Raw genomic sequence first — 23208 nt, 5'->3', positions numbered from 1 at the left:
ACAATCGTGCAAAACCGGACTTGGATACTGGCCGCGGATGGCAACACGGCGCGCTTCGTCAAGGGCGTCAACCTGCGGAAGGACGAACGTCAGCACCCGGAGGAGGAGGTCATTCACACCGATCCCAAGCGCGCCCAGGACATCATGGCCGACAAGCCGGGGCGCAGTCATTCCTCGGTGGGGCATGGCCGCTCAGCGATGGAATACAGCAGCGATCCGGTGCGCGAGGAAAAACACCGCTTTGCCGCCGATGTGGCCAGCAAAATCGAAGGTTATCTAAACGACAACGCCTTCGACAGCCTGGTGATCTGCGCGGCGCCAAAGACGCTCGGTGATCTGCGTAAACTGCTGTCGGCCAATGTGAAGCAGAAGACGGTCGCCGAAATCGACCGCAACTGCGTGACGGTGCCGATCGAGCAGCTGATCGCTACCGCCCGCTCGGCCGTTTATCCCTGAGGCTTTTCCCGCTAACCGAAACACCGCGTCCCGTCAGAAATCCGTCGGGACGCCGCCTTCCTCCTTGCGCTTGGCAACGAAGGCGTCGAGTTCGTCTTCGATCGCCGGATCCAGCGGCGGCCGTTCGTACTCGTTGAGCTTCTGCTTGAAGACGCGGTTGGCGTGATCATAGGTGGTCGGGCGGCCGGCCTCCGTCCAGGTCTCGAAGTTGCGCCAGTCCGACAGGATCGGCGAATAGAAGGCGGTCTCGTAGCGCTGCAACGTGTGCAGCGTGCCGAAGTAATGGCCGCCCGGTCCGACATCGCGCACCGCGTCGAGACCGAGCGCATCCTCGCTGACATCGAGCGGCGTCAGGAATTCCGCCACCATCTGCAGCATGTCGACATCGAGGATGAATTTTTCGAAGGAGGCCGTCAGCCCGCCCTCGGTCCAGCCGGCCGCATGCATGATGAAGTTGCCGCCTCCTTGCGTCAGCGCCCACAGTGAGAGTGCCGATTCGTAGGCGGCCTGTGCGTCGAGCGTGTTGGCCGCATTGGTGTTGGAAGTGCGGTAGGGAATGTTGTAGCGCCGCGCGAGCTGGCCGCCGGCAATCACCGCCTTCATGTATTCAGGTGTGCCGAAGGCGGGGGCACCGGTCTTCATGTCGACGTTCGAGGTGAAGCCGCCGTACATGACAGGCGCTCCGCGTCGCACCATCTGGGTAAAGGCAATGCCGCAGAGCGCCTCGGCATTCTGCTGCACCAAAGCGCCGGCAATCGTCACCGGCGCCATGGCGCCTGCGAGCGTAAACGGCGTGATTACCACCACCTGATTGCGCGACGACATTTCGATGATGCCCTGCAGCATCGGCCCGTCGAGGCGCAGCGGCGACGAGGTATTGATGATGGTGAACAGCGATGGTTCGTGCTCCATCTGCTCCATCGATACGCCACGGCCGATGCGGGCGATCTCGATGCCGTCGGTGTTGCGCTGGCGGCCGAGCGAATAAACGTGAAAAACCTTGTCGGTGAGCTTCACCATGTCCGAGAGGCAGTCGAGGTGCCGGACGGAGGCGTGCAGATCGACCGGCTCGACCGGGTAGCCGCCGGTGGTGTGAATGATGTCGTAGGACTGGGCGAGCTTCACCAGCTTGCGGAAATCCTCCTGGTTGCCCGTGCGCCGGCCGCCTTCACGGTCGGCGACGAACGGGGCGCTGGCAATCTGGGCGAACACCAGATTGTTGCCGCCGATTTCGACATTGCGGGCCGGATTGCGCGCATGCATGGTGAAGGAGGAGGGGGCCGAGGCGATCATGTCCATGATCAACCCGCGGTCGAAGCGCACGCGGTCGGTCCCGGGGGTTACATCAGCGCCGGCTGCCTTCATGCGCTCGCGCGCCTCAGGCAGAATGACGTCCATGCCGATCTCTTCCAGGATCGTCAGCGACGCATCATGGATCGCCTCGAGCGCATCGTCCGACAGCACCGAGGATTTGCTCTGGGTGTTGACGAGATTGAGATATTTGCCGCCCGTGGACTTTCGTGTGCGCTCGCCACCGCGGCCGCCTGGCCTGCGTCGTCGCTCGAGCGGGGAGGAATTTTCGCCTGTCGCAGCATCCGGAAACTGATCGTCGTTCATGAAAAACCCACCGCGTTGCCGATGGATTTTTGTCGCAGATTATTCGCAGGCGTGCCCCCGCCATTTGCGACAGTTCAGTTCTCTGGTGGAGTAAAGGCCGTGAAAACGTCTTGCTCAGACCTTGTCGCCGCGCAGCATCTCGCGTTTACCGGCGAAGCCCTTGCGCTTCTCGACGGCAAAACCGGCTGCCTGCAGATTGCGGCGAACAAAGCCAGCAGCGGCATAGGTGGCAAAGCTGCCGCCGGGTGCGGTCCTGTCGAACACCAGTCGCATCAGCTCTTCAGACCACATGTCGGGATTGCGCGACGGCGCGAAACCATCGAGAAACCAGGCATCGAAGAACTCGGCCGCCTCGGCGAGGCTCTCCAGCGCGGGACCGCAGACGACGGTCAGGCGAACGCCATCGCCGAAATCAATCTCGATCCGGCCGTCGTTCGCAGCCGGCCATCGTTCGACGAGAGCCAGCCGCTCGGCATCGATCTCTGGCCAATGGGCAAGCGCTCGGGAAATTTCCTCCGCCTGCATCGGGAACCGCTCGAAGCTGACGAAGTGCAATGCCCCGCCTGTCGCTGCCGCTTTCCATTGCCGCCAGGTTTCACAGAAATTGAGGCCTGTGCCAAAGCCCAGTTCGCCAATGGTAAACGCGGCGCCGGTGGCCCAGCGTTCGGGCAGGCCGTTGCCGGCAAGGAACACGTGCCCGCATTCGAGCCGGCCATCGGTGCGGCAATAAAAGTGATCGCCAAATTCGCGCGAATAGGGCATATCGCCCTCGTGCCAATCGAGGCTTTGATGGGCCGGGGGCTGGTTCGGTTCTGCGGCGGATCCTGTCATGCGATGGCGATAATCCGGCCACCGGAGAAGGTCAATCGATGAGCGAAGTTTTGATCATCGGCGGCGGCATCATGGGGCTTTGGGCCGCCCTTACGGCGGCGCGCGCGGGCATGAGCGTCTGCCTTGTCGAAGAGCGCCAAATCGGCGCTGGTGCCAGCGGCGGCATCCTCGGCGCGCTGATGCCGCATATGCCCGACAAGTGGAACGCTAAGAAACAATTCCAATTCGAAGCGCTGGTGTCGCTTGAGAGCGAGATCGAAGCGCTCGAGGCTGAAACCGGGCTTTCGGCGGGCTATCGCCGCAGCGGCCGGATCATGCCACTCGCCAAGCCGCATCTGCGCGATATCGCCCTTCGCCACGAACAGGATGCATTGGCAAACTGGCGGGCAGGTGACCGCCGGTTCTTCTGGCATGTGCGAGACGAGGCGCCCTCCGGCTGGCTCGGTGCGGAAGAGATGGCCCACGGATTGGTGTTCGATACGCTTGGCGGCCGGCTTGCGCCTCGCCAGATGCTGGCAGTTTTGCGCGCGGCTCTGGCGCGAGCGCCGAAGGTGCGGATTGTTGAGGGAAGCGGCGTTCGGGGCATCCACCCCGGCCAAGGCCGGGCGGAACTCGATGACGGTACGGAAATCGCATTCGGCCACTGCATTCTTGCCGCCGGTATCGGCAGCTTTCCGCTGATCGACACGCTGTGCGGACCGATCCGCGGACCGAGCGGCACGGGGGTCAAGGGCCAGGCGGCGCTGCTGCTGGCCGATGTCGATCCGCAACTGCCCGTCATCTTCACCGACGGCGTCTACATCGTCGCCCATGACGACGGGCATGTGGCTGTCGGCAGCACCAGCGAAAACAAATATGCCGATCCGCTGTCGACGGATGAACTCTTGAATGAGCTGCTTGGGCGGGCCGAGGTGCTGGTTCCGGCTCTACTCGGGGCGGAAGTGGTTGAGCGCTGGGCCGGCATCCGGCCGAAATCGACCGAACGGGAGCCGATGGTCGGGCGGCATCCGGATCACGAAAACCTGTCGGTGCTGACAGGCGGCTTCAAGGTGAGCTTCGGCATCGCCCATCGCCTCGCGCGCTTCGTCGTCGATGAGATCACGGGTCGCCCGTCAATCGAAATTCCGGACACCTTCCTGTGCCGGACACACATAGCGGCACTTCGCGAGAAACATCTTTAAGGCGTCGTCATGCAAAGGGCCCCGCCGCTGGCGGAGCCCGTAAATCCTGTATCGGGAAAACCCGGTCGTTACATCCAGTAAGGCGGCACGCCGTAGTAGTCGTAGACGCGGCGGCCGTTCTCGGCGTTCCAGTCGTATTCATCGCTGCCATGATACTTCGGCGCGCGCTCGACCTGTTCGCGGGTCACGTCAGTGCGATAGCCACCGAGGCTCTCGTCATAGGTCAGCTTCGCCCAGGGGAGTGGATAGTGATCCTCGCCGATGCCGAGAAAACCGCCGAAGCCGAGCACGGCATAGGCCACGCGACCGCTGCGCTTTTCGATAATCACGCGCTCGATCGAGCCGATGTGCTTGCTGTCGGCGCCATAAACCTTCGTGCCTTCAACCTTGTCGCTCGCGATCAGGTCATGGGTTTCCTTGATGCTGGCGTCCTGAAGGTTCGCATTGTGATAGGTCACACTTCTTCTCCATAGTTGTTGGCTACATCAGGGGAACGGCTGTTGGCCGCGATGGTTCCGAAAGAGTTCGGTCGAGAACCTTGGGCGTGATCCCCAGGCATGCCCCGCCTACTTCGTCAATCTGTCACGCAAATCACCTAAGACGCAGGCAGTAGAGCGTCGCGTTTCCTCGGGGAAGCATTGTTGACGCTCTCAAGGTTTTGAACCTGCGCCAGCCCTGGCGACGATCGAGATCGGTTGTCGCGGGCAAGTGCCAGAACGGATTTCCGGAGCATGCGCATGCGTTACGCCATTTGTTTCACGCCGCCGATGGCCGATCCGCTCTCAACGGTTGCCGCGAGCTGGCTCGGTCGCAACGTCTACTCGGGCGAGCCTACCGAACTGCCATCGATCTGCGGATTGAGCGCATCCGAGATTGCTTTCCACACGGCCGTTCCACGTCGCTTCGGGTTTCATGCGGTGGTGATGTCGCCCTTCAGGCTCCACCCTGATATGGACGAGGCGCAGCTGCTCAAGGCGCTGATGCACTTTGCCGGCGCCCAGATGCCGTTCGAGATCGAGCGGATGGAAGTGGCTCGCCTCGGCCAGTGCTGGGGGCTGATGCCGCAGATCCCGAGCACGGCGATGCACCTGCTCGCCGCCAGCATCATCCAGGAGTTCGACGCGTTCCGCGCGCCGCTGAGCGAAGACGAGATCGAACGTTCCGATCCGGACCGACTGACGGCGCCGCAATTCTCGAACCTGCATCGCTGGGGCGATCCACATGTGATGGACGAATATCGCTTTCACATGATGCTGACCGGGCCGCTCGGTCAGGACGCGATGCGCCGCATCGAGGCGCCGCTTCGCGACCTGTTCGAGCCGTGCCTGATGCAGCCCTTGACGATCGGCAGCCTGGCGCTGTTCGTCGAGCAGGAATCGGGTGCGCCGATGCGCGTTCACTCGCAGCACCCGCTCGGCAAGATTTCCGCGACCAAGCGGGCGGACCGGATCAAGCGTGCTGCCACTGAGGCGACGCTTGCGCCGAGCCCGGTTCCGCCGTTGTCGCGGATGGTGGCCGCGTTGATGGCCGGCCGCTAACCGTCTGCACTGACGTCATTTTGTCTCGACAATCCGGGCGGCAATGATACCGTTCCGGAAAACTCGAAGGGTGATTTGATGTCTGAGACTACCTATCCACGCGATCTCGTCGGCTATGGCCGCAACCCGCCCAAGGCAAACTGGCCGGGCGATGCGTGTATCGCCGTGCAGTTCGTGCTCAACTACGAGGAAGGCGGCGAAAGCTGCATCCTCGATGGCGATCCGGCGTCGGAAAGCCTGCTTTCGGAGATTGTCGGCGCTCAACCCTGGCCGGGGCAGCGCAACCTCAACATGGAATCGATCTACGAATACGGCTCGCGCTCCGGCTTCTGGCGGCTGTGGCGCATGTTTACGAGCCGCGACGTGCCGTTGACGGTTTATGGCGTGACGCAGGCGATGGCGCGCAATCCGGAAGCGGTCGCCGCAATGAAGGAAGCCGGCTGGGAGATCGCCAGCCACGGGCTGCGCTGGCTCGAATACAAGGATTTCCCCGAAGAGGTGGAACGCGAGCATATCCGCGAGGTGGTGCGCCTGCACACCGAGCTGACCGGAGAGCGTCCGCTCGGCCTTTACCAGGGCAAGCCGTCCAACAACACGCTGAAGCTGGTTCTCGAAGAGGGAGGTTTCCTCTATTCCAGCGACAGCTATGCGGACGAATTACCCTACTGGGTTCCGGGGCTTAACTCCGACAAACCCCATCTGATCATTCCCTACACGCTCGACGCCAACGACATGCGTTTTGCGACGAACCAGGGTTTCAACTCCGGCGACCAGTTCTTCACCTATCTCAAGGACACGTTCGACGTGCTCTACGAGGAAGGCAAGGAAGGCGACGCCAAGATGATGAATATCGGTCTTCACTGCCGCCTCGTCGGCCGTCCGGGCCGTGCGGCGGCGCTGGCGCGTTTCATCGACTACGTCATGTCGCACGACAAGGTCTGGGTGCCGCGGCGCGTCGATATCGCCCGCCACTGGTATGAACACCACAAGCCGGAAGGGGCTCTCTGATGTCCGATCGCGACGCCTTCGTCAGCCGCTTCGGCGGCGTGTTCGAGCATTCTCCCTGGGTTGCCGAACGAGCCTATGACCGGGCGGCCGCGACGGGACTTTCAGCCGGCAATGTACACTCGGCCCTTTGCCAGGCCTTTCGCGCCGGATTGCCGCGCGAGAGGCTCGCGGTGCTGCGGGCGCACCCGGATCTTGCCGGCAAGCTGGCGGTCGCCGGCAAGCTGACGGCGGACTCGACCGCCGAGCAGGCGTCCGCCGGGCTTGATCGTCTTTCGGCCGACGAGCATGCCCGCTTCACGGCGCTCAACGAGGCCTATACGCAGAAGTTCGGCTTTCCCTTCATCATCGCCGTCAAGGGTCTGACGAAGAACGATATTCTCGCCTCGTTCGAAAGGCGCATTGACAATTCGACCGAAGAGGAATTTGAGACCGCCTGTGCGCAGGTGGAGAAAATCGCTCGTCTGCGGCTGCAATCCATGCTTCCAGGAGACGAAAATGCCTGACTTGCCCGTTCGCACTCTACTCTCACCGTTATGGAGGGTAGTCGAACCGGATCATGCCAATACCGCCGGCAGCAACAGCCGCGGGGTTATTGCCTGATGTCGAGTATTCTTTCGATCGAACCCCTGACACAGGACGCTTTCGCCCCATTCGGCACCGTCATCGAAGCGGATCCTGCGTCGATGCGTTACATCAACGGTGGCAACACCGAGCGCTTCCACGGCCTGGCGCGCGCCGATGTCACCGGCGAGGGCGCCAATGTCATCATCAACATCTTTCGCGGCCAGCCACGGGCTTTCCCCTATTCGGTCGCAATGATGGAGCGGCACCCGTTCGGCAGCCAGAGCTTCTCGCCGCTCGACGACCGGCCCTGGCTGGTGGTCGTTGCTGAGGACGAGGGCGGCAAGCCGGGCGCGCCGCGGGTGTTTCAGGCCCATGGTCGGCAGGGTGTCAATTACGGCCGTAATGTCTGGCATCACCCACTGATGACGGTGGGCGCCGCCAGCGAATTCATCGTCGTCGACCGGGAGGGACCGGGCAACAATCTCGAAGAGTATTTCTACGAAGAGCCCTTCGTCATCGAAAGCGCAATCTGAAGGAAGAGACGCGATGAGCAGCACCGGCCGTCTGACCACCCATGTCCTCGACACCGCGCTCGGCAAGCCCGCCGAAGGTTTGCGCATCGATCTCTTCTGGCTCGAAGGCGAGGAGCGGCAACTGATCCGCACCGTCCACACCAACAGCGACGGGCGGGTGGATGGCCCGATGGCCGAAGGCGTCGGCTTTATGGCCGGCAGCTACGAGCTCGTCTTCCACGCCGGCGCCTATCTGCGGGGAGCAGGTGTGGAGCTGCCGGAACCCGCCTTCCTCGACCTGATACCGTTGCGCTTCGGCATCGCCGATCCGGGCAGCCACTACCACGTGCCGCTGCTTCTCTCGCCCTACGGCTATTCGACATATCGCGGCAGTTGAGCGCTGGTTTTCTGCATGCTTGGAGAACGAGGTTCCGCAGGCAATCTGCAGAGCGGAGGCAGCTCTGATTTCGCGCTCGCCTTCTCCGACGGGCATCCTCGGGCTTGACCCGAGGATCCAGCCATGCGCCGGACGTGGAAGAGCTTGAGTGTGGTGGATGCTCGGGTCAAGCCCGAGCATGACGGTGAGAGCTGGGGCTGCCCTTGACCGGCGTTGAACCGCCGGAATTTTTGAGCAAGCTTAGCGCGTTGCAGTGTCTCGAGCGCGCCATGTTTGACGCGCTGCGCTCTTTGAGGCCGATCCTGAGGCTGTCTCCATGGCGAGTAGTCGAAAGGCCGTGCCTCAATCTGCGAGAATGTCGCGGTTGACGTCGTTGATATCGCGCTTGCCGCAGAGGGCCATGGTGATGTCCATCTCCTTGCGGATGATTTCCAGCGTCTTGGTCACGCCTTCCTTCCCCATGGCGCCGAGGCCATAGAGGAAGGGGCGGCCGATATAGGTGCCCTTGGCGCCCATGGCCACGGCCTTCAGCACGTCCTGGCCGGAGCGGATGCCGCCGTCGATGTGCACCTCGATCTGGTGGCCGACCGCATCGACGATGCGCGGCAGCATGCTGATCGAGGAATGGGCGCCGTCGAGCTGGCGGCCGCCGTGGTTGGAGACGATGATCGCGTCGGCGCCGGTCGCAGCCGCCATCTTGGCGTCTTCCGGATCGAGAATGCCCTTCAGGATCAGCGGACCGCCCCAGCGCTCCTTGATCCACTCGACGTCCTTCCACGACAGCTGCGGGTCGAACTGTTCCGTCGTCCAGGCGCCGAGCGAGGAGAGGTCGGTGACGCTCTTGGCATGGCCGACGATGTTGCGGAAGGTGCGGCGGTTGGTGCCGAGCATCTTCATGCACCAGCCGGGACGCGTCGCCATCTGCCAGAGATGTTTTGGCGTCAGCTTCGGCGGGGCCGACAGGCTGTTGCGCAGGTCCTTGTGGCGCTGGCCGAGGATCTGCAGGTCGAGTGTCAGAACCAGCGCCGAGCACTTTGCGGCCTTGGCGCGGTCGATAAGGTTCAGCACGAATTCGCGCTCGCGCATGACGTAAAGCTGGAACCAGAAGGGCTTGGTCGTGACCGACGCCACGTCCTCGATCGAGCAGATGCTCATGGTCGACAGCGTGAAGGGCACACCGAAGGCCTCGGCCGCCTGGGCTGCCAGCATCTCGCCGTCGGCGTGCTGCATGCCGGTGAGGCCCGTCGGCGCCAGCGCCACCGGCATCGACACCTTCTGGCCGATCATCGTCGTTTCCAGCGAACGGTTGGTCATGTCGACCAGCACCCGCTGGCGCAGCTTCACCTTGGCGAAATCTTCCTCGTTGGCGCGATAGGTGCCCTCGGTCCAGGCGCCGCTGTCGGCGTAATCAAAGAAGAGTTTTGGCACGCGGCGCTTGGCAAGGGCCTTGAGGTCGCTGATTTCGAGGATTTGCGTCATGGAAACGGCCTTCATCTGAAACGCAGGGGTCAGAGCGGATGTCGGCGAAAACCGTGCACGCCTGCTCGAGGACTGACTTCACAGCCCTTACCATGTTTGCCGAAGGCTTGTTAATAGCGCTTGGAAAAAGAGGTCAATTTTTTTGACCTCTTTTCGTTCTGTGGCAAAATCAGGCGGCAGCGAGTGCCGACTTTGCCGGTCTTCCCGCCACATAGGTCTCGACCACAGAGCGGTCGTCGCCCATCGTTTGCAACAGGAACAGCTCGTCGGAAAGCGAGTTGACCACTTCGGCGCGCAGCGCCATCGCAGGCGTTGCCGCCATGTCGAGCACGATGAAGTCCGCATCGGTGCCGGCCTCGAGCGTGCCGATCCTGTCGACTAGCGACAGCGCCTCGGCATTGCCGCGGGTCATCATGAAGAAGCTGTCGAATGGGTTCAGGCGCTCGCCCTGCAACTGCAGGATCTTGTAGGCCTCGTCGAGCGTCTTCAGCATGGAATAGCTGGTGCCGCCGCCGATATCGGAGGCGACCGAAGTGCGCACCGGCTTGTCGCGCCGGTTGAGCGCCCGCAACGGAAAAAGCCCCGAGCCGAGGAAGAGATTGGATGTCGGGCAAAAGACCGCGACCGATCCAGTCTCACTCATCACGTCCGCCTCGCGCTCGGAGAGGTGGATGCAGTGGCCGAACAGGCTTTTGGGCCCAAGCAGGCCGTAGCGGGCATAGACGTCGGTGTAGTCGACTGCTTGCGGGTAGAGTTCGCAGGTGAAGGCGATCTCGTCGCGGTTTTCCGAAAGATGCGTCTGGACGTGCAGTTCGGGGAATTCGTGCACCAGCGACTTGGCCACGTCCATCTGCTCCGGCGTCGAGGTGATGGCAAAGCGCGGGGTGATGGCCACATGGTTGCGGCCCTTGCCGTGCCAATCACGGATCACCGCGCGGGTCTCGTCGTAGCTCATCTCAGGCGTGTCGAGCAGGCCTTGCGGGGCATTGCGGTCCATCATCACCTTGCCGGCGATCATGCGCATGTCGCGGCGCAGCGCCTCGGTGAAGAAGGCATCGGCTGATGCCTTGTGGACCGAGCAGTAGGCGGCCGCTGTGGTCGTGCCGTGGCGGACCATCTCGTCGAAGAAGCGGCTGGCGATACGCTCGGCATGGGCGGTCTCGACGAAGCGGCATTCCTCCGGGAAGGTGTAAGTGTTCAGCCATTCCAGGAGATTGGCTGCGTAGGACGCCATCACCTGCATCTGCGGGAAATGCAGGTGTGTGTCGATGAAGCCGGGCACGATCAGATGCGGGCGGTGGTCGATCTCGACACTGTCATCCGCTGCCTCGGACTTCACGCTCTCATAAGAGCCCGACGCCTTGATCAGGCCACCCTCGACCAGCAGCGCGCCATCGGCTTCATAGGCATAGGCGGCGCTGTCGTCGATGGCCAGTGGCGCGCGGTGAAAGCTCAGGAGGCGGCCGCGGATGAGCGTCGATGTCATTGTGTCTTGCCTTCCTCGACGGCGCTTTCGAACCAGGCTGTCAGCAACTGGCGCTCGTCCGTCGTCATGTCTGTTATGTTGCCGGGCGGCATGGCATGGCTGCGCCCCGCCTGGATATAGATTTCGCGGGCGTGGGCGGCAATCTCCTGATCGCTTTCCAGCACCACGCCCTTCGGCGCCCGGACGATGCCCTCATAGACCGGTTCGGCTGCGTGGCACATGGAACAGCGGGTCGAGATCGCGTCCTTGACGGCGGGGAAGTGCGCATTCTCGGCAAAACGGACAAAGACTGGTGCGATCTCGGCTTTTTCTTCGCCGGTCAGCACCTTCGGCACGGTCGACAGCCACATGATCAGGATGAAGAGGAGCACGGTGGCAAGCCACGTCCAGGTGGGCCTGCCCTTGCGCGCGTGGGTGGTGTTGAACCAATGCCGGATGGTGACGCCCATCAGGAATACGAGGGCCGCGATAATCCAGTTGAAGGCGGTGGCAAAGGCCAGCGGATAATGGTTCGACAGCATGAAGAAGATGACCGGCAGGGTCAGGTAGTTGTTGTGCAGCGAGCGCTGCTTGGCCTGCGCGCCGAGCTTCGGGTCCGGCGTGCGGCCGGCGATCAGGTCGGCAACCACGATCTTCTGGTTGGGGATGATGAGGAAGAAGACGTTGGCCGACATGATGGTCGCCGTAAAGGCGCCCAGGTGCAGGAAGGCGGCGCGGCCGGTGAAGACCTGCGTATAGCCCCAGGCCATGATCACCAGCGCCACGTAGAGAAGCGCCATCAGGCCCCAGGTGTTCTTGCCCAAAGGCGACTTGCAGAGCAGATCATAGAAGATCCAGCCGATGCCGAGCGAGGCGAGCGAGATCAGGATGGCCGTGGTCGCGGAGATGTCGAGCACATGGCGGTCGATCAGGAAAAGATCGGCGCCGCCGTAGTAGACGAGACAGAGCATGGCAAAGCCCGAAAGCCACGTCACGTAGGATTCCCATTTGAACCAGGTCAGGTGCTCGGGCATGGAAGCCGGCGCCACCAGATACTTCTGGATGTGGTAGAAACCGCCGCCATGCACCTGCCATTCCTCGCCATAGGCGCCAACGGGCAGATGATCACGCTTCACCAGGCCGAGGTCGAGCGCGATGAAATAGAAGGATGAGCCGATCCAGGCGATGGCGGTGATGACGTGCAGCCAGCGCACGGCAAAGGCCAGCCATTCCCAGGCGATGGCGAACTCATACATTCGGGGTCCCCTTTATTCTCTCCGTCGGCGCACCTTGCGCAAAAACCGGGAGTTGGGAAAGGGGGAGCATGCACCTGTGGGCGTGTTTTGCAGGGATCGGGACGATTTCGCGGTGAAATGTGCCTGACGATAAACCTGATGGATTCTAAGGGGTTACCCTAGAGCGTTTCCGATTTAGACGGAAACACAGAAACGCTCTATGTCTCTGCCTTTACGCATTTCCTAACGGAAAACCGCTCCGCACTTTTCCTGGAAATGCTTTAGCGCGCGGAAGCTGCTTTGCGCTGCTCCACCCAATCGGCTCCGAACTGCATCGATGGGCAGAGTTCGCTGAGGATCCAGTCGCGGAAGATACGGATCTTCGGGGTGTTGCGGCGGGCATGCGGGTAGGCAAGCCAGTAATCGCAGCCGTCGCTGCAGCGCAGGTCGAAAGGCTGGTAGAGCCGGCCAAGCGCCACGTCGTCGCCGTAGAATTCCGGCGTCAGGATCGCCACGCCCTGGCCCGCGATGGCCGCGCGCGCCTCGAAGGATTGTGCCCCGAGCCGGCTCGTCGGCCGACCTTCCAGATCCGGATCTTTCACGCCGGCTGCGGCAAACCAGAGCCGCCACCAGGGATCACCGGCATCGATGATCCTGAGCTTCAGGAGATCGCGTGGTTCGTGGATGCCGCCGATGGTTTCGGCGAGTGCCGGGCTCAGCATCGGGCTGAACTCGACGCGCATCAGCGGATGCGTGTCGAGACCGGGCCACACGCCCGCGCCGGAGCGGATGGCGACATCCGTGAATTCCTTGGCAAAATCGACGAGGTTGTCGTTGGTGTCCAGGCGCACGGCGATGGTGGGGTGAGCGAGCTGAAACGAGCCGATGTTGCGAGCGAGCCATTGCGAGGCGAAGGTCGGGGTCGAACTGATCAGCAGCGTGCTGTCGATGTCGCCGCGCGCCGACGAGACGGCTTCCTGCAGCATCTCGAAGGCTTCGGTGACCCGCGGCGCCAGCCGCTGGCCGACGTCGGTGAGAGCGATCTGGCGCGGACGGCGCAGGAACAGGGGCTCGCCGACATTCTCCTCGATCAGCTTGACCTGGTAGCTGACAGCGGTCTGGGTCATGCCCAGCTCTTCGCCGGCCCTAGTAAAGCTGCCGAGCCGGGCGACGGCTTCGAAGACCCGGAGCGCATTCAGCGGAAACTGCTTGGACATCTTCATGGATAAGTTCTCTTGATGCATGCAGACGGATGTTCGATTGGATTTCAATCCTCTTCCACGTCATCCTGCAAGTCAACTTCCCAAGACGAACAGGTGATAAAAATGACTTGCGACGTTATCGAACATACTGAAAGAAAACAGGTTCTTTCGCTGGATGCGGTCGTGCGGTTCACGTCCTCCCTGTTTCGCGGCACTGTCGCCGCCAAGCCGGTGCTCGATGTCAATGCACTGTCCGACCACATCAAAAGAGACATGGGTTTCATGGATGGCCGCGGCCCCTATGGGCACGACGCCGAGGCACAGAAGGATGCCCATCGGCTGTTCAACAGCGACGAACTGCCCCGGATCTGACCGGATTTTTCGAAAGCGCCGCGCATCGGGCAGGATGCGCGGCGTTGTCTTGTTTCAAGGGGATTTGCGAAGACGTTCGATGGCCATCAAGACGCGCTCCGGCGTCGCCGGCGCATCAAGACGCGGGCATTCGCTATAATCGGCAACACTTGCGACCGCCATCGACAGGGCCTCGAGTACCGAGATCGGCAGCATGAACGGCGGTTCGCCCACCGCCTTCGACCGGCCGATGGTCTTTTCCGCATTCTCCGCCCACTCGGCCAGCTTGACGTTGAAGATCTTCGGCCGGTCTGAGGCGAGCGGGATCTTGTAGGTCGAGGGGGCATGGGTGCGCAGCCGGCCCTTGTCGTCCCACCACAGCTCCTCCGTCGTCAGCCACCCCATGCCCTGGACGAAACCGCCCTCGATCTGGCCGAGGTCGATTGCCGGATTGAGCGAGCGGCCGACATCGTGCAGCACGTCGACGCGGTCGATCATGTATTCGCCGGTCAGCGTATCGATCGAGACTTCCGAGGCCGAGGCACCGTAGGCGAAGTAGTAGAACGGCGTTCCGCGGCCGGTCGCGCGATCCCAGTGGATCTTCGGCGTCTTGTAGAACCCGGCGGCCGACAGCTGCACGCGCGCCATATAGGCAAGCTTGATGAATTCCGGGAAGGCGATCCGTTCCTCGCCGATCTTGACGTGGTCTGGAACGAAGGTGACGTTTTCCGCCGTCGTCTGCCAGCGTTCGCAGGCAAAGGCGATGAGCCGCTCCTTGATCTGGCGCGCGGCATCGAAGGCGGCCATGCCGTTGAGATCCGTGCCGGACGAGGCAGCGGTCGCCGAGGTGTTCGGAACCTTGCCGGTGGTGGTGGCGGTGATGCGCACGCGGTCGAGATCGACCTGGAAGCTGTCGGCAATGACCTGGGCGACCTTCACATAGAGCCCCTGGCCCATCTCGGTGCCGCCATGGTTCAGGTGGATCGAGCCGTCCTGATAGACATGCACCAGCGCGCCCGCCTGGTTGAAGGCGGTGAGCGTAAAGGAGATGCCGAACTTCACCGGCGTCAGCGCGATGCCCTTGCGGATGACCCGGCTCGTGCGGTTGAAGTCGACGATCGCCTTGCGGCGCGCCTGGTAGTCGGCGTCGGCTTCGAGCTCGGCAACGACGCGGGCGATGATGTTGTCTTCGACGTGCTGGTGGTAGGGCGTGATATCCCGGCCCGAGCCTTTCTCGCCGTAGAAGTTGAGCTTGCGGATTTCAAGCGGGTCCTTGCCGAGCGCGTAGGCGATCTCCTCGATCATGCGCTCGCCTCCAACCATGCCCTGAGGCCCGCCGAAGCCGCGATAGGCGGTGTTGGAGACTGTGTTGGTCTTCAGCGGCTGCGACGTCAATTTCACATGCGGGTAGAAATAGGAACTGTCGGCATGGAACAGCGCGCGGTCGGTGACCGGCCCGGAAAGATCCGAGGAATAGCCGCAGCGCGCCGCATAATTGGCATGCACCGCGTGGATGCGGCCCTCGTCGTCGAAGCCGACGTCATAGTCGACGAGAAAGTCGTGGCGCTTGCCGGTGGCCGTCATGTCCTCGTCGCGATCAGGGCGAAACTTGACGGCGCGGTTGAGCTTCTTTGCCGCCACCGCCGCAAGCGCTGCAAACTGGTTGCCTTGCGTTTCCTTGCCGCCGAAGCCGCCGCCCATGCGGCGCACATTGACCGTCACTGCGTTGGAGGGAACGCCGAGCACGTGTGAGACCATGTGCTGGATTTCGCTCGGATGCTGGGTCGACGACCAGACGGTGACCTCGTCGTCCTCGCCGGGAATTGCAAGGGCGATATGACCTTCGAGATAGAAATGCTCCTGGCCGCCGATGCGCATCCGGCCCTTCAGCCGGCGCGGCGCCTTTTCCAGTTCAGTTTCCGCGTCGCCACGCTGCAGCGTCAGCGGCTGAGTGACGAGTTCGCCGCCATGGGCGACGGCGTCGGTGATATCGGTGAAATGCGGCAGGTCGCGATAGCTGATCTTTGCCAGCCGGGCGGCGCGGCGGGCGATGTCACGCGTCTCGGCGATGACGGCAAAGGCCGGCTGGCCGTGGAACTGGACGATGCCGTCGGCCAGCACCGGCTCGTCATGCAGGTGGCTGGGGCTGATGTCGTTGGAATGCGGCATGTCGCGCGCGGTCAGCACGCAGACGACGCCGGCCGCTGCGATGACGGCCGACAGATCCATCGCGGTGATTTCGGCATGGGCGCGGTCGGTCATTCCGAGCGCGCCGTGCAGGGTGCCCGCCGGTTCCGGCATGTCGTCGATATAGTCGGCGGTGCCGGCCACATGCTTGTGGGCGCTGTCATGGCGCTGGCGCGAATGCATCTGGCCGTTGATCGCCTTGCGTTCCTCGAAGGTCGACTTGTCCATGATCACTTCTCTCCCGCTGCGTAGCGCACGAGCTCTGCCGGTTCGCCTTCGCTTTCGAGGAAGAAGCGCATCAGCAGGTTCTTCGCGGCAAGCATGCGATAGGTGCTGGTGGCGCGCCAGTCGCTCAACGGCTGATAGTCGGTCTCGAAGGCACCTTGAGCGGTGCGCACGGTTTCTTCGGTCCAGGGCTTGCCGATGAGGGCAGCTTCCACGCTTGCGGCACGCTTCGGCGTACCGGCCATGCCGCCGAAAGCGATGCGGGCGGACCTTACCCTGCCGTCTTCAATCGAAATGCGGAAGGCTCCGAGCAATGCGGAAATGTCCTCGTCGCGGCGCTTGGAAATCTTGTAGGCGGCAAAGAGGTCACCCTCAGGCAGCTTCGGCACGAAGATGCTCTCGACGAATTCGCCTGCCTTTCGATCCTGCTTGCCATAGGCGATGAAGAAATCTTCGAGCGGCAGCGTGCGCGCACCCTCCGTCGAGCGCAGCGTTACGGTTGCGCCAAGCACGATCAGCGGCGGCGGGCTGTCGCCGATCGGCGAGCCGTTGGCGATGTTGCCGCCGATGGTGCCCATGTTGCGCACCTGCTCGCCGCCGATGCGGTCGATCAGCCGGCCGAAGGCGGGAAAGGCCGTGCTGAGGGCTGCAAAGGCCGCTGAATAGCTGACGCTGGCACCGATGGTCAGGCCGGTGTCGCTTTGCGTGATGTGCTGCAGTTCGGCGATGCCGTTGATGAAGATGACCGGATCGATCGGGCGCATCTGCTTGGTGACCCAGAGACCGACATCGGTGGAGCCGGCAACCACCGTTGCGCCTTCGTGTTCGGCAAGCGCGTTCGCGAGGCCGGCGGCATCTGCCGGCACGATCAGACAGTGCTCGCCGTGGCGGATCGTGATCGTCTCTTCGGGTTGCAGCGCCTTCAGGCGGGCAATGGTCGCCTCGCGCGCCGCCGTGATCGGATCGAAGATGGCGGAGGGTCGCGCGCTGGCCGCGGCTTCGGCGGCCTTGACGATCGGCTCATAGCCGGTGCACCGACAGAGATTGCCTTGCAGCGCCTTTTCGATGTCTGCCCGACTGGGGTCATCGTTCGACAGCCACAGACCATAGAGCGACATGACGAAACCGGGTGTGCAGAAGCCGCATTGGGAGCCGTGGAAATCGACCATCGCCTGCTGCACCGGATGCAGCGTCCCGTCACGGGCGGCGAGATGTTCGATCGTTACCACATGCGTTGCATGCAGCGATCCGACGAAGCGGATGCAGGCGTTGACGCTTTCATAGACCAACTTTTCCCCGGCAAGTCGGCCGACGAGCACGGTGCAGGCGCCGCAGTCGCCTTCGGCGCAGCCTTCCTTGGTGCCGGTCAGCCGGCGCTCGAGCCTCAGGTAATCGAGCAGCGTCGCCGTCGGCGCGACATCGGAAAGCGCGACCTCGCTGTCATTGAGAATGAAGCGAATGCTGTCGTTGTTCTTGCTTTCCCTGTCCTGGGGCATGCCGTTCATTCCTGCTGATGCAAGGCCGCGAAAGCCGGAATCGTTCCTGGCGGTGGACCCTTGCGCATTGTCATAAAGTTAGGGCGTCTTGCGCCTTGTCTCAATGGACGGGCCGCGCACTATTGCGCCGTCCAGCCGCCGTCCATGGAGACATGGGTGCCGGTGATCTGTGCGGCGTCGTCGCCGGCGAGGTAGACGGCGAGTGACGCCACCTGCTCGACGGTGATGAATTTCTTGGTCGGCTGCCCCTTGAGCATCACGTCGTTGATCACTTGCTGCTCGGTAATGCCGCGGGTGCGGGCCTGATCCGGGATCTGCTTTTCGACCAGCGGGGTCAGGACATAGCCCGGGCAAATCGAGTTGGCGGTGATGCCATTCTCGGCGACTTCCAGCGCGACGGTCTTCGTCAGGCCCATCACGCCATGCTTGGCGGCGACATAGGCCGACTTGAACGGCGAGGCGACGAGCCCGTGGGCAGACGCAATATTGATGATACGGCCCCAACCCTTGGCCTTCATGCCGGGCAGGGCGGCGCGAATGGTGTGGAAGGAGGAGGAGAGGTTGATGGCGATGATCCGGTCCCACTGTTCCGCCGGAAAATCCTCGACCTTTTCGACATATTGAACGCCGGCATTGTTGACGAGGATGTCGATGCCGCCGAAGCGGTTTTCAGCCGTTGCCATCAGGTCGGCGATCTCGTCCGGCTTCGTCATGTCGGCCGGATGATAGATCACGGTTCCGGTGGCAAGTGCGGCGACTTCCTCCGTTGCAGCCTTGATGTCGTCGGGCGCGCCGAAGCCGTTCAAGACGATATTGGCGCCGCCCTTGGCGAAAGCCTTGGCAATCGCAAGGCCGATGCCGCTCGTCGAACCGGTGATGACCGCAGTTCTCGTCATTCCTGATTTCTCCCTTTGCAGCGTCGCCTGATCTTGCCCGGTTTTTGCGACGCAACAGCGTCAACCTACGCGTAAAACCGCTGAGGTGACAATTGTGTTTTTCAGGTCGCCGACGCAGAGTTGCGGCTGCAGGCTTCGTCACGGTTTCTTGCGTTTTGTTTTCGTTTGACATTCGTTTTGCCATCGTATTGAAGTTTTTCGAAATGGACGCCACGCGCTCGAGGAAGCGCGTCGAAACACGTGATGTGAGGCCGGGGAGGGGCATATGGGCGGATATATTCTCGCGATCGATCAGGGCACGACATCGAGCCGGGCGATCGTCTTCGACGGCAAGCAACAGGTGGCGGGCGTCGGCCAGAAGGAATTCAAGCAGCATTTCCCGAAATCCGGGTGGGTCGAGCACGATCCGGAGGAAATCTGGGAGACGGTTATCGTCACCGTCAAAGAGGCGATCAAGAAGGCGGGGATCTCGGCCAGCGATCTCGCCGGCATCGGCATCACCAACCAGCGCGAAACCGTCGTCGTCTGGGATCGCCAGACCGGAAAGCCGATCCATAATGCCATCGTGTGGCAGGATCGCCGAACCGCTGCCTATTGCGACAAGCTGAAGAAGCAGGGGCTGGAAAAGACCTTCGCCAAGAAGACCGGGCTGCTGCTCGATCCCTACTTCTCCGGCACGAAGCTTCAGTGGTTGCTGTCGAATGTGAAGGGCGCCCATGCGCGTGCTGCCAGGGGCGAGCTCTGCTTCGGCACGGTCGATACGTTCCTGATCTGGCGGTTGACGGGCGGCAAGTCCTTCGTCACCGACGCGACCAACGCCTCACGCACGCTGATCTACAACATCGCCGACAATGCCTGGGATGACGAGCTGCTCGACATCCTGCGCGTTCCCCGCGCCATGTTGCCGGAGGTGAAGGATTGCGCCGCCGACTTCGGCGTCACCGATCCGGCATTGTTTGGTGCGGCGATCCCGATCCTCGGCGTTGCCGGCGACCAGCAGGCCGCAACCATCGGCCAGGCCTGCTTCAAGCCGGGCATGCTGAAATCGACCTATGGCACCGGCTGCTTCGCGCTGCTCAACACCGGCCGGGACATGGTGCGCTCGAAGAACCGGCTGCTCACCACCATTGCCTATCGGCTGGATGGCGAAACCACCTATGCGCTCGAAGGCTCGATCTTTGTGGCCGGTGCTTCCGTACAGTGGTTGCGTGATGGCCTGAAGGTGATCAAGGCCGCGCCCGACGCCGGCACGCTTGCCGAAAGCGCCGACCCATCGCAGGAGGTCTATCTGGTGCCGGCCTTCACGGGTCTCGGTGCACCGCACTGGGACCCCGACGCCCGCGGCGCGATCTTCGGCATGACCCGCAACACCGGCCCGGCCGAGTTCGCCCGTGCTGCGCTCGAGGCGGTCTGCTACCAGACACGCGATCTGCTCGAAGCCATGCACAAGGACTGGCGCAGCCACGGCAAGGAGACGGTGCTGCGAGTCGATGGCGGCATGGTTGTCTCCGACTGGACGATGCAGCGGCTTTCCGACCTGCTCGACGCACCCGTCGACCGGCCGATCATTCTCGAGACGACAGCGCTCGGCGTCGCCTGGCTTGCCGGTAGCCGCGCCGGCGTCTGGCCGAAGCAGGAGGCCTTTGCCAAATCCTGGGCCCGCGACCGCCGCTTCGAGCCCGCCATGGACGAGGCGACGCGCAAGGTGAAGCTCAAGGGTTGGCGCAATGCGGTCAAGCGCACGTTGACCCAGGCCTGATCAAAGCGCCGTTTGGATCCATTCGGGAAACACAGTGTTTCCCGAATGCGCATTTGCTGCTTGTCCCCGCGCCAACTATCTGTCGGTAAACAAGGACAGGATGGGCACCATGGAACTCGGGCTTTACACATTCGCGGATGTCGATCCGAACGCAGCCGACAAGGGCCGGGAAGGCCAGCGCCGGCTTGCCAATCTGCTTGAAGAGATCGAGCTGGCCGACCAGGTCGGCCTCGATGTCTTCGGCCTCGGCGAACATCACCGCCCCGATTATGCAGCTTCAGCGCCGGCCGTCATCCTTGCCGCCGCCGCCGCGAGAACCAAGGCCATCCGGCTGACGAGTGCTGTGACGGTTCTCAGTTCCGACGATCCGGTGCGGGTGTTCCAGCAGTTTTCGACGCTCGATCTCATCTCCAATGGCCGGGCGGAAATCATGGCCGGGCGTGGCTCGTTCATCGAATCCTTCCCGCTCTTCGGCCAGTCGCTCGACGATTACGACCAGCTCTTTGCCGAAAAGCTCGACCTGCTGATGGCGTTGCGCGAAACGGAGAAAGTGTCCTGGGCGGGCGCGATGCGCCCAGCGATCAGCGACCGTGGCGTCTATCCGCGTCCGCTGCAAGAGGTGTTGCCGCTGTGGATCGCCGTCGGCGGCACGCCGCAGTCGGTTGCCCGCGCCGGCGCTCTCGGGCTGCCGGTGGCGCTCGCCATCATCGGCGGCGAGCCGCGCCGGTTCGCGCCGCTGTTCGACCTCTATCGCGAGGCGGCCCGCCGCGCCGGCCAGGATCCGGCGAAGCTGAAGACCAGCATCAATGTGCACGGCTTCATCGCCGATACCACCGATCTTGCCGCCGACCAGTTCTACGGGCCGCAGGCCGAAGTGATGAACCGCATTGGCCGCGAGCGCGGCTGGGGGCCGACCAACCGGGCGCATTTCGACCAGGCGCGAAGCCCCGCCGGCAATCTCTTCCTCGGCGATCCGGAAACCGTGGCCGAGAAAATCGTTGAGAACTGGAAGCTGTTCCGCAACGACCGCTTTCTTTTGCAGATGGCGATCGGCCCGATGCCGCACGACCAGATCATGCGCGGCATCGAACTCTACGGCACAAAGGTCGCACCACTGGTGCGCAAGGCGCTGACTGACGAAAGGGCCGGCCAGGCCGTTTCGGCCTGAACATCGCAAGCCCAACATGCATAGCTGTCGGCGCTGGAAAATCCGGCGCCGGCAGGCTACATGTGGGCACGAAAGCGAGACACGGATGACCCTCAACAACGAAGAAGATCTGCTGCGGCTGAAGGAAATCGGCCGCATCTGCGCCAATGCGCTGCTGGCGATGGGCGAAGCGCTGGAGCCCGGCATCACCACGGCGGAACTGGATGCGATCGGCCGTAAGGTGCTGGAAGAGGCCGGTGCGCGCTCAGCCCCTGAGCTCTGCTACCAGTTTCCTGGCGCCACCTGCATCAGCGTCAACGAGGAAATCGCCCACGGCATTCCCGGCAGCCGCATCATCCGCGCCGGCGATCTCGTCAACATCGACGTCTCGGCCGAGAAAGACGGCATCTTCGCCGATACCGGTGCGTCCTTCCCGGTGCCGCCGGTGTCGGCTGCGATCGACCGACTGTGCCGGGACGGCAAGCGGGCGATGTGGGTTGGCCTCAAGCAGGTGCGTCCCGACCAACCGCTCGCGGCAATCGGCAACGCCATCGGCGATTTCGCCCGCAAGAACCGCTATTCGCTGGTCACCAACCTTGCCAGCCACGGCATCGGCCGCTCCCTGCACGAGGAGCCGAAGGAGATCGCCACCTGGCCGGATCCGAGCGAGCGGCGGCGCATGACCGACGGCATGGTCTTTACCGTCGAGCCCTTCCTCTCGATGGGCGCGGACTGGGCCGAGAGCGGCGACAAGGATGACTGGACGCTCTACAGCGAGCCGCGGGCACCGACCGTACAATACGAACACACCGTCATCGTCACCCGCGGCGGGCCGCTGGTGGTGACGCTGCCGGGTTAGCGGCCCGATTGACGCAAATGAGACCTGCATCGCTGATGCCGCTCGTCTTCTTCCTGGCTGTTTTGCCGGGTTGCGACATGTTTGGTTTCCGGGATTGGGAGTGGCATCAGAAGCTCACGGTCACTGTCGAAACACCCAGCCGCGAGATCACGGCAAGCGCGGTTACGATCGCGGCGTGGGAAATGCCGCCAAAGTGGTTCAAGATCGGCGACTCAGGTGGAGGGGGTGGTGCAGGAACCCTTGAGGGCGAAGCTCTGGTGCTGGAAGTGGCTCCGGGGCGGTACCTGTTTGCCCTATTGAAGGGCTATACTCCAGAAACCGCCTTTTTCACCTTGGCGGATCCGCCAATGAAGGGCTATGGCCGCGAGGAAGTCCGGCGCTCCCTCGATAGCTTGGAAACGAACCCTCCAGCCCGTGAACTTTCTACGGACCTCTATCCGGTGTTCGCGACGATCGAGGATACGAACGATCCGAAAACGTTAGAGGAAGTCGATCCCCTCCAACTTGACAGTGCGTTTGGCCCAGGTGTTCGGCTGAAGTCTGTCGTGTTGTCGCTGACGGACGAGCCAGTCACGAGGGGCAAAGTGGAGGCAGCGCTTGGTCCGGGGTTCTTCAAGAAATGGCAGGTGCAGTTTGAGGAAGACTTTAAGAAAAACGGACCTTTTGTGCAGTCACCCTTCGCGTTCCAGATAACAGGAAACGATTTCGTAGTAAGAGACTAAAGCCTTCGGTTGCATGCGGTTTTCCGCCTCATCTCGGCTCACGGGCAATCGTTCGATTTCTTCAATAGGACCTTCAATTTT

General features: G+C 62.6%; 22 protein-coding genes. 12 read left to right on the top strand and 10 right to left on the bottom strand.

The genetic code is table 11. From position 1 onward, the window contains the following. Positions 1-6 precede the first annotated feature (6 nt). Positions 7-456 carry a host attachment protein gene (locus tag AC1Q80_RS13230; protein WP_115419552.1) on the top strand — a complete coding sequence of 150 codons (450 nt, stop codon included), beginning with the start codon at positions 7-9 and terminating at the stop codon, positions 454-456. A 33-nt stretch (positions 457-489) separates the two neighbouring features. On the opposite strand, the gene AC1Q80_RS13225 is transcribed toward AC1Q80_RS13230, so the two are convergent. Both AC1Q80_RS13225 and mnmC2 read right to left on the bottom strand, forming a co-directional pair. Then, entirely contained in the window at positions 490-2073 is a 1584-nt protein-coding gene (locus tag AC1Q80_RS13225) for a trimethylamine methyltransferase family protein (RefSeq protein WP_173420891.1), read from the bottom strand. Positions 2074-2187: 114 nt separating this feature from the next. Beyond that, positions 2188-2904: a tRNA (5-methylaminomethyl-2-thiouridine)(34)-methyltransferase MnmC2 gene (gene mnmC2, locus AC1Q80_RS13220; protein WP_492360688.1), complete on the bottom strand. Its 717-nt coding sequence runs from the start codon at positions 2902-2904 to the stop codon at positions 2188-2190. 38 nt (positions 2905-2942) lie between these two features. Between mnmC2 and AC1Q80_RS13215 the strand changes: the two genes are divergently transcribed. Then, positions 2943-4085, top strand: coding sequence for an NAD(P)/FAD-dependent oxidoreductase (locus AC1Q80_RS13215; protein ID WP_492360687.1), 1143 nt, complete (start codon positions 2943-2945; stop codon positions 4083-4085). Between the two features lie 68 nt (positions 4086-4153). Here the strand turns inward: AC1Q80_RS13215 and AC1Q80_RS13210 are convergent, their stop codons facing one another. After that, on the bottom strand, positions 4154-4543 hold the full coding sequence (locus AC1Q80_RS13210; RefSeq protein WP_173420888.1) for a PRC-barrel domain-containing protein: 390 nt from the start codon (positions 4541-4543) through the stop codon (positions 4154-4156). 279 nt (positions 4544-4822) lie between these two features. Here AC1Q80_RS13210 and AC1Q80_RS13205 point away from each other — a divergent pair, with 279 nt between their 5' ends. The 5 genes from AC1Q80_RS13205 to uraH all read left to right on the top strand — a co-directional run bounded on the left by AC1Q80_RS13205 (position 4823) and on the right by uraH (position 8104). Further along, positions 4823-5623, top strand: a complete 801-nt coding sequence (locus tag AC1Q80_RS13205; protein WP_492360686.1) for a DUF1045 domain-containing protein — start codon at positions 4823-4825, stop codon at positions 5621-5623. A gap of 78 nt (positions 5624-5701) precedes the next feature. Next, on the top strand, positions 5702-6631 hold the full coding sequence (puuE, locus tag AC1Q80_RS13200) for an allantoinase PuuE (RefSeq protein WP_492360685.1): 930 nt from the start codon (positions 5702-5704) through the stop codon (positions 6629-6631). Further along, positions 6631-7134, top strand: coding sequence for a 2-oxo-4-hydroxy-4-carboxy-5-ureidoimidazoline decarboxylase (uraD, locus tag AC1Q80_RS13195; RefSeq protein ID WP_492360684.1), 504 nt, complete (start codon positions 6631-6633; stop codon positions 7132-7134). The genes puuE and uraD overlap by 1 nt, the downstream gene beginning before the upstream one ends. Positions 7135-7230: 96 nt before the next feature. Beyond that, complete coding sequence (locus AC1Q80_RS13190) at positions 7231-7728, top strand: ureidoglycolate lyase (RefSeq protein WP_492360683.1); 498 nt, start codon at positions 7231-7233, stop codon at positions 7726-7728. A gap of 13 nt (positions 7729-7741) precedes the next feature. Continuing rightward, positions 7742-8104, top strand: coding sequence for a hydroxyisourate hydrolase (gene uraH / locus AC1Q80_RS13185; protein WP_173420884.1), 363 nt, complete (start codon positions 7742-7744; stop codon positions 8102-8104). 342 nt (positions 8105-8446) lie between these two features. On the opposite strand, the gene AC1Q80_RS13180 is transcribed toward uraH, so the two are convergent. The 4 genes from AC1Q80_RS13180 to AC1Q80_RS13165 all read right to left on the bottom strand — a co-directional run bounded on the left by AC1Q80_RS13180 (position 8447) and on the right by AC1Q80_RS13165 (position 13506). Beyond that, entirely contained in the window at positions 8447-9583 is a 1137-nt protein-coding gene (locus AC1Q80_RS13180) for an alpha-hydroxy acid oxidase (protein ID WP_173420883.1), read from the bottom strand. Between the two features lie 169 nt (positions 9584-9752). Then, positions 9753-11069 (bottom strand): guanine deaminase, encoded by a 1317-nt coding sequence (gene guaD / locus AC1Q80_RS13175; RefSeq protein WP_492360682.1) that lies wholly within the window; start codon positions 11067-11069, stop codon positions 9753-9755. Beyond that, positions 11066-12304: a urate hydroxylase PuuD gene (puuD, locus tag AC1Q80_RS13170; RefSeq protein WP_173420881.1), complete on the bottom strand. Its 1239-nt coding sequence runs from the start codon at positions 12302-12304 to the stop codon at positions 11066-11068. The genes guaD and puuD overlap by 4 nt, the downstream gene beginning before the upstream one ends. Before the next feature lie 260 nt (positions 12305-12564). After that, entirely contained in the window at positions 12565-13506 is a 942-nt protein-coding gene (locus AC1Q80_RS13165) for a LysR substrate-binding domain-containing protein (RefSeq protein WP_209791003.1), read from the bottom strand. A 102-nt stretch (positions 13507-13608) separates the two neighbouring features. On the opposite strand from AC1Q80_RS13165, the gene AC1Q80_RS13160 reads away from it, so the two are divergent. After that, positions 13609-13857, top strand: coding sequence for a hypothetical protein (locus AC1Q80_RS13160; protein WP_173420879.1), 249 nt, complete (start codon positions 13609-13611; stop codon positions 13855-13857). A 54-nt stretch (positions 13858-13911) separates the two neighbouring features. Here AC1Q80_RS13160 and xdhB read toward each other — a convergent pair whose 3' ends face one another. The 3 genes from xdhB to AC1Q80_RS13145 all read right to left on the bottom strand — a co-directional run bounded on the left by xdhB (position 13912) and on the right by AC1Q80_RS13145 (position 18640). After that, complete coding sequence (xdhB, locus tag AC1Q80_RS13155) at positions 13912-16251, bottom strand: xanthine dehydrogenase molybdopterin binding subunit (protein ID WP_492360681.1); 2340 nt, start codon at positions 16249-16251, stop codon at positions 13912-13914. 2 nt (positions 16252-16253) lie between these two features. Further along, positions 16254-17744 carry a xanthine dehydrogenase small subunit gene (xdhA, locus tag AC1Q80_RS13150; protein ID WP_492360680.1) on the bottom strand — a complete coding sequence of 497 codons (1491 nt, stop codon included), beginning with the start codon at positions 17742-17744 and terminating at the stop codon, positions 16254-16256. A 119-nt stretch (positions 17745-17863) separates the two neighbouring features. Next, positions 17864-18640, bottom strand: coding sequence for a 3-hydroxybutyrate dehydrogenase (locus tag AC1Q80_RS13145; protein WP_492360679.1), 777 nt, complete (start codon positions 18638-18640; stop codon positions 17864-17866). A gap of 265 nt (positions 18641-18905) precedes the next feature. Here AC1Q80_RS13145 and glpK point away from each other — a divergent pair, with 265 nt between their 5' ends. The 4 genes from glpK (at position 18906) to AC1Q80_RS13125 (ending at position 23127) form a co-directional block, all read left to right on the top strand. Then, positions 18906-20399, top strand: coding sequence for a glycerol kinase GlpK (gene glpK, locus AC1Q80_RS13140; RefSeq protein ID WP_492360678.1), 1494 nt, complete (start codon positions 18906-18908; stop codon positions 20397-20399). A 109-nt stretch (positions 20400-20508) separates the two neighbouring features. Continuing rightward, positions 20509-21567, top strand: coding sequence for an LLM class flavin-dependent oxidoreductase (locus AC1Q80_RS13135; RefSeq protein WP_492360677.1), 1059 nt, complete (start codon positions 20509-20511; stop codon positions 21565-21567). Between the two features lie 85 nt (positions 21568-21652). Next, entirely contained in the window at positions 21653-22405 is a 753-nt protein-coding gene (map, locus tag AC1Q80_RS13130) for a type I methionyl aminopeptidase (protein WP_492360676.1), read from the top strand. 35 nt (positions 22406-22440) lie between these two features. Then, positions 22441-23127, top strand: coding sequence for a hypothetical protein (locus tag AC1Q80_RS13125; protein WP_492360675.1), 687 nt, complete (start codon positions 22441-22443; stop codon positions 23125-23127). The last annotated feature ends 81 nt before the right edge of the window (positions 23128-23208 follow it).

The organism is Ensifer sp. GW823-FHT05D09 (genome assembly GCF_058795755.1).
This window is presented reverse-complemented; position numbering and strand designations above follow the sequence as displayed.